The following is a 14,515-nucleotide window of genomic DNA, read 5'->3' on the forward strand; positions in this document are numbered from 1 at the left end:
TGCAGATTTTTACAGCTTGAACCGCAAGGGTTGATCGGCGCGAAGGCTCAGCGATTGTGCAACCTTGAGGGCACAGTCGCCGAGGGCTCCCAGGGGCTCGCGCCCATCGAAGCGGACGCTCAGCCTCCCGTCAGACGCGCGCTCGATGACGACGATCGCCGTCAACTGGGCCCTGGGTGGGTTGCAGGCGAGAATCCCCTTCCGAGCTCGGGAGACGTGTGCTGGGGGCTCGGAGGAGCGCAGGACAGCGCTGCGGGGCTTCGGGACAGCGCTCGATGCCTGATCCGTGGTCGGAGGCGGTGGCGCAACGAGGGGCACGTGACGGGACGGCAAACTGGGAGTGGACGCGCGCTCGAGGAGGTCGTCGTCCAGGTCGATGTGTCGCCGGCCGGTGTCGGTGTTCGCTTCGGCGGTCATGGCGACTTGCCCGGCCATGACACCAACGGCCGATCCGCTGGCAAACGCGACCGACAACAAGGCGCTCAGACCCTTGCGCGTGAGGAGCGCGGACGGTGCGGAGGCCGCAAGCTGGATCGTGGTCGGGGCAACGAGTGGCGACGACGAAGGCGTCACCCCGGCCGAGGCAGGCGACGCGAGTGACGACGGGGACGCCGGCCTCGGCGAAGTCGTCGACGCCGGCGGTGCGGTGTCGGCCGCGAAGGTCACTTCAGGCAGGGTGGCCACGGCCGCAGCGGCCGCGACTGGCGAGACGTGCGCAGTGAGGACGGGCGGTGTCGTTGACGCTGGCGCAGGGAGGGTTGCCACAACCGCAGCAGGTGCAGCCGTCAGGACGGGCGCAGTGAGCACGGGCGGTGAGACGTAATCGAGGACGTCGCGTAGCGCCTGGGCCATCTCTTGCGCGTCGCGGAAGCGGTACTCGACGTCGCTGAGCGCCCGCATGACGATCGCGTCGAGCGCCTCGGGGATGTCGAGGCCGGGGGCGATCGTGCGGACCGGGGGGATCGCCAGGCCGGGGTCGAGCTCGTACTCGGGGAGGGTCTGGGCGGTGAGCAGCTCCCAGAGAAGCACGCCGACCGAGTAGAGGTCGGAGCGCGGGCCGGGGGCGTCGCCGGCCCGGCGCTCGGGGGCGATGTAGCGGCACATGCCGAAGATGTACTTGCTCGGCTCGGGCGAGCCTGTGATCCGCTTCGGCGGGATCACGAAGGCGAAGCCGACGTCGATCACGACGGCGAAGTCGAGGCCCTCGAGGTCGCGCTGGACGAGGATGTTCGAGGGGTGCAAGTCGCAGTGGACGATGCCGCTGGTGTGGAGAGCGTCAAGGGCCGCGAGGATCTGGATCGCTAGCCGCGCGACCCGGCGCCACGGCAGCGGGTTGTCGCGGCCGAGGTTGAAGAGGGAGATGCCGTCGACGAACTTGAAGACGGTGAAGGCGCAGTCCTCGTGCTTGCCGAAGTCGATCGCCTGGACGAGGTGGGGGCACGTGTGGCGGGCCGCGACCCTGCCCTCCTGGCCGAAGAAGCCGAGGAGGTGCTCGTGCATGTCGGCGTTGAGGATCTTGACGGCGATCCTGGCGCCGGTGCGCAGATCCTTGCCGCTGTAGACGGTCGAGGTGCCGCCGGGGCCGATCGGCTTGTCGAGTTGGTAACGGCCGTCGAGGACCGTGTTGCTGTAGTTGTAGGCGAGCCCGTCTTCGGGGATGTCGAACGGGATCAGCTCGGGGTCGGGCGCGAGCCGTGGCGGGTGCCAGATCGCGGGCATCGGATCAGAACTCCACGGCGAGGCGAGGCCCGGCGAGCCGCACGCGTGGGCGCTGGGCGAAGCGCTGCGCGCGGCGATGGCGGTGGCCGTCGACGGCGAGCATGGTGATGCCGGCGATGAGCGCGGCGCCAGCAGCGGCGACCAGCCCCCCGGCGATCCGGTTGAGGCGTACGCCGGTGGCGGCGAGTTGAGCGTCGGCCTCCAATACGTCTTTTGGGACATGTCCCATGGGGTAGGCGCCGTTCACGACGAGGCTGTGCTGGCGCTCGGCAGCCTCGCCGAGGGTGAGCGGGATGGCGGTGACCGACGCGAGCACGATGCCGGCGCCGAGGAATACTCCGCCGGAGACACGGAGCGGGCGCGCTGCTCGAGCGGGCGGTGGTGGCGAAGGCGGTGGTGCTGGCGGTGGCGGCTCTACACGCGGTTCGGCGACAGCGTGCACAGGGACGAGTTCGACCTCCGGTATTTCGCAGCGGTGGTCGCCGAGTGCGGCGCCGAGATCCTTGAGGAGCCGCTTGGCGTCGCGTCGATCGGCGGGCCGGGTGTCGACGCTGACGTGCGTGTCGAGGAAGGCGAGGTAGGCGCGAAGGAAGGCAACCTCCTCGCACAACAGCGCCGGATCGCGGGCGACGCCTTGCGCATCCTCGTAGGTGTAGTGCGTCTCCCAGACGACGAGCGAGCGGTCATGCAGGGCCTCTTCCACGGTCGCGAGGGGCAGCGCGTCGTAGGCGGCACGGCAACGCGGGAGCGCCTCGCGGGGCTTGCCGGCCTTCCGGAGCTGGATGCACTCGTCGAACGCGCGCGGCACGGGCGGCTCGGCGCTGGCCGTCGCACTACAAGCAGCCACGACCACGACGAGCAGACGCCGGGCGGCCGATCGAGGGAGATGCAACACGGCTGCGCCATCGTAACGAGCGGCCGCGGCGAGGGCAACAGCTCGGGCGGGTTTGGGGGTGGTCTCCCCCCGCTCGGCGGCCATGACGGTCGACAGGTTGCGGGTACACGGACCAGATCAGGTCAGGAACCGGAGGACGGCCGGGTTGCGAGCGCGAGCACTTCCGAAGTGCAACAGGCAGCCCACGCGCCGACGTCGGAGGGAGATCGCCAATTGTGAGAACTTCACCAAAATTTCAGTCGCCGATGGCCGCAGGTGGGGTCCGGCGAGGTTGAAGGACATCGTGTGCTTCGGCATGCTCGGGTGCATGGGGCGCTTCGGGATGTTCTTCGCGGCTGGCCTGGTCGTCGCGTCGATCGCCGGTTGCTACCAGCGGCCGGCGTGGCCGCCCTGCGTGCTCGAGGTGACGCCGGAGTGCGGGGACAGCGGGTCCAGCGGGGGGGTCGGCGAGTCCGAGACGGAGACCCCGGGGCCCATCGCCACCGTGACGATGGTCCACCCGACGAGCTCGACCGGGACGGGCGACGACGGCTCGGAGAGCATCTCGACTTCGGGCTCGGGCGAGCTCCAGCCCCCGACGATCGTCGACATGACGCTGACGCCGAACCCCCTCAAGTCGGCGGGGATCGTCGCGGTCGAGGTCACGGTCAAGGACGCCGGGGTCGCCGTGTCGATGACGGTCGACGGGGGCGAGCCGATCGCGCTCGTGCCGGCCCAGGACAGCGCGACGCTGTTCGAGGGCGAGATCGTGGTGTTCGGCGAGTCGTGGAACGGCGAGCACGAGGTCGTGGCGATCGCCATGCGCGATGAGGAGGTGAGCGCGCCGTGGCCGGAGACGTTCAAGGTCGAGGCGCCGGCGGCCGGGGGCGAGGTGTGGCTCGACAAGAGCGGACCCGTGCCGAGCTTCGGCAACGCGGTCGACGTCGACGACCAGGGCGACATCGTGGAGCTGTTCACGTGGTCCGGGATGGACGGCCAGCAGTGCCTTATTCGTCGGCGCGACTCGGGCGGCAAGAAGCTGTGGGCCGGCGACGGCTACCAGGTCGCGCCAGGGGACTGCGTCGGCGAGGCCGTGAAGTTCGCGCCGGACGGGACCATCTGGGTGCTGGTGAATGTGTACGAGAACGGGTTCCCGCGCTGGCAGCTCTGGCACCTCGGCGCCGGCGGTCTGCCGCTCGGGCCCCCGGAGGTAGGTGGCCTGACGCACCTGGGGCGCGGGCTCGACGTAAACGCGGACGGCGACGTGCTGCTGTGCGGGACGGCCCCGGCGACGGAGGACGACGACGATGCCTGGGTCCGGCTGCTGCCGGCGGCCGCCAAACCGTGGACAGAGACGTGGGACTATGTCGATCCCATCGAGGAAGAAGAGCACTGGTTTAACGAGCGGACCCAGGACTGCGCGTTCGTCGAGGATCGGATCGTCGTCGTTGGAGAAGCATGGGGAAAGCACCATAACGGAGGACTCGAGTCGCAGAACCGCGGCTTCGTCGTTGAATTTAGCCCTGCTGCTGCGAAGCTCGCCGAGGTGGTCAACCCTCCTGCCTTCGCCTGGCACAGCAGCCACCAGGCGGTCGCGCCCGACGGCAAGGGCGGGTACGTGGCGGTCGGGTACAACTGCGAGCCGATGACGACGCCCTGCAACAACACCCGGGGCGCGCTGCGATGGTTCTCGCTCGGCGCGACCGAGGTCAAGATGCAGCCAGTGACGAACGCTGATGTCCTTAACGACGTCGCGCTCAGTCCGGCCGGCTACGCCGTCGTCGCCGGTGTGGCGCTCCAGATCGACCAGGGATTTCTCGTGCAAGCCTGGTCCAGCGACTCGTCCGAGCCGGTTCTGCACTACCAGAGCATGCAGACCCAACTGCAAGTCGCCACCGGGATCGCCACGGATCCGGTCGGCTTCATTGTGGCCGGTGGGTACTACCAGGAGGCCGACGACTCGCTCGCCGCCGGCGTGGCGATGGTGCACCCCTACTAACCCGGCACGAACGCGCTGCACGCCTCGAGCGCGAGCGCGGCGGCCTCGTCGAAGATCGGGCCGTAGTCGGGGGTCGTGAGGACTTCGAGGAGGCTGTGCGGGAACTTCGGGGTCATCGTGCAGAGGCGATTGTCGGGGTTCTTCGTCCCCATGCAGTCGTCCGTGAGCGTGAACATGACGATGGCGTCCAGGTCGCCCTTCTTCCGGTCGACGACCGCCTGCATCCACTCCTGCCAGGTGCCCTGGGAGCTGGCCGGCGTGTCTGCGTTGTCCTCCGGGCCGATGAGCGTGACCATGAGCAGCGCGTCGTCGCGGATGAAGCCCTCGTTGCAGCCGCCGACCTTGTTGAGCTTGGGACTCATCGCCCCGAGCAGGGCGTCGCCGATCTTGTTGTTGCCGTAGGTCCCCACGCGTGCGAGGCACTCGAAAGTGGCCGGGATGTCGAGCGTGTCGGCGGTGATGTAGCGACGCGGACCGTCCAAGCAGGGCGCGTTCGCAGTGTTGGGGCCGACGTTCATCACGATGCCCGCGCCGATCGTCTCGTCGCAGGTCGTTGGCGCGTAGGCGCAGGGATAGGCGGGCTCCGCCATGCAGATCTCCGGGCAGTCATCCTCGCACGCGTTCGACCCCCACTGCTGCACCGAGTCGGTGACGAGGATCTGGACATCGAAATCCGTGAACTGGCTCTGAATCGTGTCGATGAACTGCGGGAAGGCTGCGACCAGTTGTTCCTGGTGCGACAGCATGAAGCTGTGGCGCGAAATGATGAACAGGAAGTCGATCTTCCCCTGACAGCCCGGCGGCGTCACGTCGAAGTCGGGCGGCGTGCCCATGTCCCAGACCATGCCAGTTGAGGCCGAGGCTCCGGCGCTCGAGTCGGTCGAGCTGCCCCCGCTCGTGCTCGTGCTCGTCGACGAACTCCCCGTGGAGCTGCCCTCGCTCGTGTCGTCGGGCAACGTCGTGATGGGCGCCGTCGTACCGGGCTGGGTCGTGAAGCCCGGCGACGTCTCGGCCCCGCCGGAGTTGCAGGCGAGCACGGCGAGTGCGAGCACGGCAGGCTTTCGTGCGGCGGTCACCTCGGTCAACGGTAGCGCGGCAGTGAACGTGTGCCAAGGGGCGCGCCGGCCGGGGCCGCGATGCTGCGGGCTGCTCATCGCTGAGGCCCCCACGCCTCATGCACGAGGTTGACGAACGAGGAGCGTCGGCCAACGCGAGTTCTGGGGTGCGGCTCGTTGTTCTGATGGGAGCGTGCTCTCATGGGATCACTCCAGGTCCTGAACGCCGGCGGCGTCCAGGCGCCAGCCCGTCTCGTTGACGTACGAGTGCCCCCACCCCCAGCCGCCCGACCGGGAAACGAGGTACTCCATGGTGTACGTCGCCCGCTTCCGGCACCCGACGACCCCGACCTGCTTCGGCATGTCCGGCCCGGCGTCGTCGTGGACCGCGAGCATCGTGAAGTTGAGCTCCTGCGGGGGACAGTTGAGGTCGAACGACGCCCGCCGGCGCAAGCTGGCCAACAGTTCCTCGGTCCTGTCGCGCTCGAGGTCGAACCCGTTCATCTGAATGCTTGGCTGGGCGCAGGCTGCCGAAATACACACACTGCCGATAATGCACTTGCTGAGTCTCACGGTTCGTCTCCCCGGTCAGGTGGTGTTGCACGAACCCACGTAGACGCGCCCACACGCGCGGCACTGAAACAGGAGGATGCCGTCAAGGACACCGTCCTTTCGGCCCTCGTCGAGGAGATCCTGATAGCCTGTTTGCCAGACCTTCTCGACGGCCTGTTCGTCGCGAGGGCTCCAGTCGTGCCAGATCTCCATCTCCATGAAGGCCAGGTCGAGGGGTCCGGTCTCCGCTTCGATGCTGGCGAGACTGCGACCGCTCCCCTCCTCGTTGATGAGGGTTGATAGGCGGCCACAGCACATCGGCCAGCTCGGGTCACGAATTTCGCTGGAAGCCGAGCGGAGGGACCGTAGTTGACTCAGGTTGTCGTAGAAGGTCCGCCAGGCCGGGATCGGCGCACCACTGTCGATCGTGGCGATCCGAGCGCGCTTGAGATCGTCACGAGTGATGACATACAGGCGTGGATCGCTAAATGCCGGAAGCTCATCGCCCGGCTCGCCCGTTTGCCAGGATGACCAGACCTCGTCGCTGATCCATGGCACGGGGCTGCGCACGAAGGGCGCGCTCGAGGCGGAGGAGGACGACGGCAGCTTGGCGCCTCGGATGCGTTGCAGGAGGGAACGTAGCACGGGTTACTACCCCTTGGTCTGCTGGTTGGAGGGGAGTGCAGCTCGGGCAGCCGAGCTGACGTCAGTCGGCGGGGTCCATGGGCCGTGTGTGGCCCAGCGTGTGAAACCGTATCGCTGGCCGAAGCGCCACTGCTCGTGCAACTGCACGTGCTCGAGCGGGGTGCGGAAGATCGAGCCGGGACCGTGAAGGTTCGCTCGTGTCAGCAGATTGTTCAGGTTGTCGAGGGCTGTGTTGGCTCGATGTTGTGGGACGCTGAACTCAGGGTACTGAGCAACATTTCGCTGGTGATGCGTGCTCGCATTCTTGTGGGCAGCCTCCATGTGCGCTGCTGCCCGTACGCTGACGCGTGTACGCCAGTATTGATAGCTCGTAGGATGTAGGGCCGTCACGGCGAGCCCGAGGAGGGCGCCGCGCCAGCTCGCATCGCCGATACGAGCTTCGCTCAGCGCGTTACCCTCCCAGAGATCGCCGGCGACGGCGCCGGTCGCAGCAGACGCGGAGCCAATGACGGCCGAACCTAGCCCGTAGGGGCTCACGAGCCCCCGAACACCGAGTTGGGCGGTCCTGCCACCCCAGGACCGACCTGGGGCGATGCGCCCGCCGTGGATTCTCGACCAGAGCCCAGACGGCAGCACGCCCGCTCGGAGCGCCCCCTGGAACAGGCCGCCGCCCACGGCGCCAGCGGCCATGCCCGAGATTCCCTCGCGGAGGGCGCCGGTCTTGATCAAAGCCCAGGCGTCACCGCCGTAGCGGGCGGCGCCATACGAGCCGGCGGCAGCTCCGGCGAGGCCGCCGCTGAGGCCGCCGCTGAGGGCCCCGGCACCGATCCCGCTGGTGACACTGAGGGCGACGGAGGTCTTGGAGCCGAGGGCGACGCTGCTGCGGCCGGCGACGCTGAGCAGGCCGCGTGTGATGCCGGCGGAGGCCCAGCCGAAGGTGGTCGCGCCGACGAAGCCGGCGCCGAAACCGATCGTGCCGGCGGCGAGGAGGTCCCAGGCGTCGGCGTCGGGGTCGCTGCGCCAGGTCTGGATCACGCTGAAGGCTGCGCCGATCGCTCCGAACAGCAGGCCGCCCCACAGCTCGCCGCCGGGGTCGTGGCGGTCGACGGGGTTGTGCGCGCAGTAGGTGTAGGGCGAGGGGCTGTCGATGTGCAGCGCGGGGTCGGGGGTCAGGTAGAGGGCGGCGATCGGGTCGTAGGCCCGCGCGGGCGCGAGGTACAGGCCGCACTCGGGGACGTAGGTCATGCCGCCCCAGCGCGGGCGCAGGCCGAGGGCGTCCGCCGGGAGCTCGACGGCGGCGTTGCCATCGCGGACGAGCGGGGCGCCGAACACAGCGTAGTCGTAGCGCAGGAGCGGCTGGCCGAGGAGGTTGGTGACGAGCGCGAGATCACCGAAGGCGCCCGGGTGTAGCGCGAGTGGACCGAGCGCTGTGGTCGCCATCACGGGGCCCGAGGCGTGCGGGTGGTGAGTGTACTGGCGTAGGGCGAGGCCGCCGGCGGTCTCCTCGTGGAGAGCGAGCGGGCCGAAGTAGAGGGTGCGAACGGGTTGGTCGAGACCTGTCTGAACGGACAGGCGACCGAGTGCGTCGTAGATGTGCGTCGTCAGCACGGTGAGGCTGTCCACGGCGGAGACCTCGGCGAGGCGGCCGAGGGCGTCGTACCAGAAGACACGCTCGGAATCCGCGGTGCGGCGGCCGGCCGGATCGTGGGGGTGAGCCGCGCCGTTGATGGCGAGCACCTGATGATGCGGGCCGAGCTCGCGCTGGACCAGAGTCTGAATGTTGTTCTCGGTGGTGGCTATCGCCTCTGGTGTGTCGGCGCCGGTGAGGGTCCAGGACTGGTGAAGCGGGGCCTGGGCCGCCGCCAGCTCGGCCGCCTTGATCGCGGCGTCCTGCGCGGCCTGGTTGAGCCCGCCGAGCTCCGGCGGAGCGAAGCCGGCGCGCAGCTCGGCGAGCCGCGCGTGGGCGTCGAAGCCGTGCAGCCGGACCAGCGCGTCGGGCCCGGAGCGCACGAGCAAGCGGCGATGATCACCGCGATCGTGCCGGAGGTCTACTGCCCCGAGCGGGAGCATCTCGGCGTCGGTGTGCTCGACGCGGACGAGGCGGCCGAGCGGGTCGTAGGTCAGGTGCGTCGCGGCTCCGCTGCCGTAGCGCAGGCTGGAGAGCCGCCCGGGGCCGAGGTAGCTCGCCTGGACGAGGCCACCGGGCGGGCCGCCGTCGAGGCCGGCGTTGCCGGGATACTCGAGCTCGATCTGGGTCACGCGTCCGAGCGCGTCGAGCCGGTGCAGCTCGCGGCGCTGGTCGGGATAGACGAGCCGTGTCGTGCGAGCGATGTCGTCGATCTCGAGCGCGGTGATTCGGCCGTTGCTGTCTTCACGGCGCAGACGATCGAGGCTGTCGTAGCGGCGGCGGACATCGCTGTCGCCGGCCTGAGCGCGCACCAGTCGGCCCAGGCCGTCGTAGCTGTAGGTGTGCTTCGGGACAGGTTTGAGCGTCGGGCCGCCGAGCACCTCGAGCGTGTGGAGCCGGCCGGCCTTGTACTCGAAGCGCTGCTCGGTGCCGTCGGGGCCGATCGTCCGCGTGAGCCGGCCGGCCTGGTCGTAGTCGTACTGGACGTGGACGCCACCGGGGAGGTCGACCCGGCGGATCCGGCCGAGCCGGTCGCGCTCGGTCTCGGTGACGGCGCCGGTCGGGTCGACGAACTGCACCTCGCGCCCCGTGGGATTGCAGTCGTGCGTGTAGACGAGGTCGAGGCCGCCCGGGTCGACGTGCTCGCGCTCGAGCTCGCCGAGCGTCCCGTACTCGCGGCGGGTGACGACGCCGAGGGCGTCAGTCAGCTCGACGAGCAGGTCGCGCGCGTCCCAGCGCTGGGTCAGCACGGGACCATCTGGGCGAAGCGTGGTGACGAGGCGGCCGCGCGCGTCGTGGTGCAGCTCGGTCCAGCGGGCCATGGGCGGGTCGCCTTGATCTTCGTCAGTGAGGCGCAGCGGGCGGCCGTCAGGGCCGTAGTCCGTGCGGGTGACGTTAGCGAGCGGGTCCGTGGTGCGCGTAAGCCGGCCGAGGCCGTCGTACTCGTGAGCGATCGTCCCGTTCAGGCCGTGGACTTCCCGGCACAGACCGTCCGCATCGCGCCAGAAGCTCGTGACGAGCGGGGTCGCCGCGTCGGGGTCGTCCTCGAAGGCGAAGGCGATGTGGCGGATCAGGCGGCCGCGGGCGTCGTGGTCTCGGCGCGTGCGCTGCAAAACGCGCGGCAGACCGTCGCCGGGGTCGCCGGTGACGAGCTCCTCGGTCGGCAGGTCGAAGGGTCCATACGACAGCACGGTCGTCGTGCCGGTCGGATCTGTCTTTCGGAACAGACGGCCCCAGGCGTCGTACTCGAAAGTGCGCACGTCGCCGGCGGGATCCTCCTCGCGCACGACCCGGCCGGTGCGGTCGTAGGTCCACCGGGTCGCCAATTCATCGGGCGTCTCGTAGCTGTCCTCGACGCTGAGCACGAGGCCGCGCTCGTCGTAGATCGTCTTGGTCTGGCAGCCCGCGGGATCCTTGGCGACGACGACCCGGCCCTCCCAGTCGCACTGGAACTCCCACACGCGAAACTGGCTGGTGTTGTCGGCGATCGTGACGCGCTGCAAGTGGCCGAGCGGCGTCCAGCGGTAGGCGTCGACGATGGCTTCGCCGACCAGCTTCGGGTCCTTGAACTCGCCGCGCGGGCGCTCGACGCGGACCAGCTTGCCCTGGGCGTTGTAGAAGTGCCGGATTGGGTCGACGGCGCCGTCGACCTCGGGCTGCTCGAGGTCTTCGACCTGGCCGAGCGGGTTGACCGTCTGCCGCCAGGTCGCGCCGCCCGGCGCTGTCCATACGGACAGGTGGCCCGCGCCGTCGTACTCGAAGCGGGTGACGAGGTCGGCGTCGTCGGGGTCTTCGTGCTGCTCGCGCACAAGACCGCCGAGCGGCGCGCCGGGCGGCTCCCGCACGAAGCTGCGCACCCGGTTCGCGGGCGAGGTCTGTCGGACGAGCAAGCCGCGCGCGTCGTAGTCCAGGCGCGTCACGGCGGCCTGCGGCGTGCCGTCAGGGAGCTCCGCGACGGGCCAGTGGATCTCGCGCAGGTCGCCGCTCAGGTCGTACTCGAGCGTCACCTTGGCGCCGGTCTCGTAGGTCAGCTCGCGCGGGAACTGGTACGCCGGGTCATAGCTCGCGCGCAGGACGATCCGGCTCTCGACGAGGCCCGCGGCGCGCAGCTCAACGCGCAGGAGGTTGCTCCGGGCGCGCGGGTCGGGGCTGCCGTCGTCGTAGCGCCACTCGACGCGGCTGCCGTCCGGGCGCGTGAGGGCGACGAGATTGCCGGCGGCGTCGAAGGTGCGGCGCGTGACGATGACGCGGTAGGATTTGTCGCGGACGAGCCGCACACGCTCGTCGAGCAGGTCGCCGCGGTAGTTGAAGGTGTAGGTCCAGACCGCGCCGCCGGGGTCCAGCATCATGGTCCGCATCGCCGGCGTTCCGACGAACTCGGCCGCCGCCGGCACCCACTGGATTTGTTCGTAGGCGAACTGCCACAGGAAGTTGCCGGCGCGCTGGGCGAGGATCCGGCCGAACGCTAGCGAGGCGGGGTCGGCCTGGTAGAGGTTGTCGAGGACCAGGTTGCCGTGGTGGTCGAAGATCCGGGCAATGCAATGGCGCAGCAGCGGGTGCGGCGCGCTCCACAGGTATTCGTAGTGGGTCAGCCGGCCCTGCGGAAAGTCGCGGGTCGCTGGCTCGCGCACGGCGACGAGGTGGGTCGCGGCGTTGTCGTGCAGGTACTCGACGCGGCGGCCGCTGTGATCCTCGATCGCTTCCACGATGCCGCAGCGGCCGTAGGTGAAGGCGAGGAAGCGGCCGTCGTCGTCCTCGACGCGTCGGAGCAGACGGCCCTCATAGATGAGGCGCACGCCGTTGGCGTGGCGGTCGCGGATCTCGACCAGCGGGATCCGCTCGGGATCGGTGTAGCCCGGCGGGCGCTCGAAGCGATAGACGAGGCCGTGGCGGGCGCGTAGCTCGTAGCGCTGATTCGGGAGCGGGACGAGTTGCTCGAAGACGCCTCGCGGCGGCTGGAACTGCGCGCCGTCCCAGACAAAGACGTCCTCGTGCAGCGCGCCTGTCCACCGGGACATGTCGCCGGACGCGAGCGGGCGCAGGTAGACGTTCCAGTTATGGTCCCAGTTGAAGCCGAAGGGGCCGAACGCGGGCGCGCCCGAGAGGTAGCGTCGAACGAGCGCGAACTCGAAGAACGGCGACGCGAGCTCGAGGTCGACGGCGACGAGCGCGAGCCGGCCGGTGAACAGGTCGACGGGATCGCCACCCTGTGCGGCGTGTTGCGACTTCTCGCCGGTGTGCGTGCTGCGGGGCTCACCCTCGGGCGGCTCGCCCCGGAGTCCGCGCTCGACCTCGGCAGTCGCGGCGTCGAGGTCCTTGCCGCTGGCCATCGCCTGGCCCTGGACCTGGCTTTCGGTCGCCGGGTGCTTGGGGTCGTGCAGCGCCTCGGCAGGCGTGCGCTCGTCGCCTGGCTCGCCGTGGACGGTACGGTGAACCTCGACCTCCATCGGCTGGCCGACCGGGCCCGGCGCGCCCTGAGACTTCGCTGTGTCGCCGCCGAAGGGAACGACCTCGGTCGCCTCGCTCTCCTCGGTCGGCGCGACGACTGTGCCCGTGACCTGCTCGCCACAGCCGGCGCGCTTGGCGGCGCGGTTGATCCCCTGTACGACTGCGCCGGGCGTGTTTTCGAGAAAGGCGCCCCCCGTCCCGTTGACGAAGTGGACGGCGGAGCAGACGTCGGAGAATTCGTGCGTGTCGCCGGGTTTGATGGTCGTCGTGCCGTCGCTCATCGGCGCGGCCGAGCGGTTGCGGATCCTGACGGCCGTCATCGCCGGCGCTCCTGTCGGGCGAGGCGGAGGGCGTGCTCGATCGCGTCGTGGCGCAGGCGGGCGGCGGCCTCGTCGGTCAGGCCGAGGCGCTCGCCGAGCTCATCGACCTCGCCGAGTAGCTCGCGCCAGCTCAGGCCAAGCTGAGCGCCGGGGACGACCGCCGGGCGGTCGAGCCTCTCGCCGAGCAGGGTCGCGGCATTCGCGGCGAGGGCGTCACTGCTCCGGTACGTGCGTGCGCCGAAGGCCAGCCGCGCCGGGCTCGACAGGCTGCGCTCGAGCTCGCGGCGGAGCTCGGCGGCCAGGGCCCGGCTCTCGCGCAGGTGCGCTGGGCTGGCCGCGGTGAAGCCGGTCGTGAAGGGACGAGGAAGGGCGCGCTCGTAGGTGATCGCGGTGATGTCCTCGCGGTTGGGGGTCTTGGTGCAGCAGCAGAGCTGGCGCGCGGCGAGGAACATCCGCGTCGCCTTCTCCTCGACCATCGCCTGCGTGCTCCGCAGGTGGACGCGCACGTCGGCGTGCAAGTGGCCGTCGCGGTAGATGTCCTCGTACTCGCCGCCCTTGAGTTTGCCCTCCTCGAAGCGCCAGCTCACCTTGCCCCGCACCGACAGGTGCTTCTTGTCGTGGTCGACAATGGGGCCCTCGATCACCCGCTCGGTCTTGATCAGCGTGACGTCGTAGCCGACGATCTCGAAGTCCGGCGGGGCGTCGTAGTGGACGGTGTCCTCGGCCTCGCCCTCCCCGCTGTCCTTCTTGATGGTCTTGTCGAGGTTCGGGGCCTTGGCGGTCAGGCGGAACTCGACGCGGGCGGTGTCCTCCTCGAAGACCTCGATCTCTTGTTTGAGCAAGTGCGCCGTCTCGAGCACCGCGCCGACGCACAGCTCCTTGATCGCCTTCGGGCGCACGACGACGAGGAAGACCTCTTGCATGCCCTCGAGCGCGCGCGGCCCCTGGATGAACGTCGCCTCCGACTGGCGCACGTGGGGCCGCGGTTCCATCAGGAACAACGTGCGGTTGGTGCCGACATGGAACGCCTGGAAGAGGTTGTACATCTGCGAGAGCTGGGTCGTGTGCGAGTGCAGCTCGCGGCGCTCGGTGCTCTGGTCGGCGGTGCGGATGTCGGTCGACTGGTAGCCCGAGCTCGACACCGAGCCGCGCGTCTCGGATACGCCGACGAAACCGCTGCCGCTGCCGCCGCCCACCGGGCCGGAGCCGCTCGCCGACATGCCGAAGTTCCAACCGTGGTTGAGGTTGTAGAGCTCGGTGGTCTGGAGCGCGCCCTGGCTCTTGCCGACCGACAGGGCCGAGGTCGAGCCGGACAGCACCTCGCCGGTGTCGGTGACGAGCTCGTACAGCTCGCGCTTCTTCGGCTCGACGTCGAGGAAGTACGGGTATGCCTGGTGCGATAGGCCCGCGCGCTGGTCCTCCGGCGGGGCGACGGTGACGTGCAGCAGCGCGCCGTAGCACGGGAACGCGGGCGCGAGGGCGTCGACCTCGCGGCGCCCGAGCTGGATGTCGAGCTCGGGCGCGAAGGGTGTCAGCGTGACCGTCAACTTGAGGTAGGTGACGTGCAGGTCGGAGTACGGCTGAAAGCTGTCCTCGGGGTCATAGCGGAACAGGGCGATCGACGAGCGCCAGCGCGGCGGCACGGCGAGGTCGCAGGGGTCGGCGTCATGCATGTCGCCGCTGGCGCAGACGCGGCGCCAGGGGATGTCGGTCGGGACAGAGAGCGCGAATACTTGGGTCACGGTAGCGTGGTCCTTTCGCCGCGGTCGAAGACAC

General features: G+C 69.6%; 8 protein-coding genes. 1 reads left to right on the forward strand and 7 read right to left on the reverse strand.

The features are described 5' to 3' along the window. Nucleotides 1-9: 9 nt before the first annotated feature. Together K7C98_RS32295 and K7C98_RS32300 are read right to left on the reverse strand one after the other, a co-directional pair. Nucleotides 10-1,719: a serine/threonine protein kinase gene (locus K7C98_RS32295; protein WP_224195676.1), complete on the reverse strand. Its 1,710-nt coding sequence runs from the start codon at nt 1,717-1,719 to the stop codon at nt 10-12. A 4-nt stretch (nt 1,720-1,723) separates the two neighbouring features. After that, nucleotides 1,724-2,614 carry a hypothetical protein gene (locus K7C98_RS32300; protein WP_224195677.1) on the reverse strand — a complete coding sequence of 297 codons (891 nt, stop codon included), beginning with the start codon at nt 2,612-2,614 and terminating at the stop codon, nt 1,724-1,726. A 271-nt stretch (nt 2,615-2,885) separates the two neighbouring features. On the opposite strand from K7C98_RS32300, the gene K7C98_RS32305 reads away from it, so the two are divergent. Continuing rightward, nucleotides 2,886-4,592: a hypothetical protein gene (locus K7C98_RS32305; RefSeq protein WP_224195678.1), complete on the forward strand. Its 1,707-nt coding sequence runs from the start codon at nt 2,886-2,888 to the stop codon at nt 4,590-4,592. Here the strand turns inward: K7C98_RS32305 and K7C98_RS32310 are convergent. The 5 genes from K7C98_RS32310 to K7C98_RS32330 form a co-directional block, all read right to left on the reverse strand. Further along, complete coding sequence (locus tag K7C98_RS32310) at nt 4,589-5,668, reverse strand: hypothetical protein (RefSeq protein ID WP_224195679.1); 1,080 nt, start codon at nt 5,666-5,668, stop codon at nt 4,589-4,591. The two genes, K7C98_RS32305 and K7C98_RS32310, sit on opposite strands and share 4 nt — an antisense overlap. A gap of 186 nt (nt 5,669-5,854) precedes the next feature. Continuing rightward, complete coding sequence (locus K7C98_RS32315) at nt 5,855-6,151, reverse strand: hypothetical protein (RefSeq protein ID WP_224195680.1); 297 nt, start codon at nt 6,149-6,151, stop codon at nt 5,855-5,857. An 84-nt stretch (nt 6,152-6,235) separates the two neighbouring features. After that, complete coding sequence (locus K7C98_RS32320) at nt 6,236-6,844, reverse strand: hypothetical protein (protein WP_224195681.1); 609 nt, start codon at nt 6,842-6,844, stop codon at nt 6,236-6,238. Between the two features lie 6 nt (nt 6,845-6,850). Continuing rightward, the gene (locus K7C98_RS32325; RefSeq protein WP_224195682.1) at nt 6,851-12,739 is read right to left on the reverse strand and encodes a DUF6531 domain-containing protein; all 5,889 of its coding nucleotides are present in this window, start codon (nt 12,737-12,739) and stop codon (nt 6,851-6,853) included. Further along, complete coding sequence (locus tag K7C98_RS32330; RefSeq protein WP_224195683.1) at nt 12,736-14,481, reverse strand: hypothetical protein; 1,746 nt, start codon at nt 14,479-14,481, stop codon at nt 12,736-12,738. The genes K7C98_RS32325 and K7C98_RS32330 overlap by 4 nt, the downstream gene beginning before the upstream one ends. Nucleotides 14,482-14,515: the final 34 nt, after the last annotated feature.

The organism is Nannocystis pusilla (genome assembly GCF_020073745.1).
Lineage (GTDB): Bacteria > Myxococcota_A > Polyangia > Nannocystales > Nannocystaceae > Nannocystis > Nannocystis radixulma.

Excerpts from the sequence above, each read along its gene's own strand:
- K7C98_RS32315 (WP_224195680.1), bottom strand. The coding sequence starts at position 6,151 with ATGAACGGGTTCGACCTCGAGCGCGACAGGACCGAGGAACTGTTGGCC.
- K7C98_RS32295 (WP_224195676.1), bottom strand. The coding sequence starts at position 1,719 with ATGCCCGCGATCTGGCACCCGCCACGGCTCGCGCCCGACCCCGAGCTG.
- K7C98_RS32325 (WP_224195682.1), bottom strand. The coding sequence starts at position 12,739 with ATGACGGCCGTCAGGATCCGCAACCGCTCGGCCGCGCCGATGAGCGAC.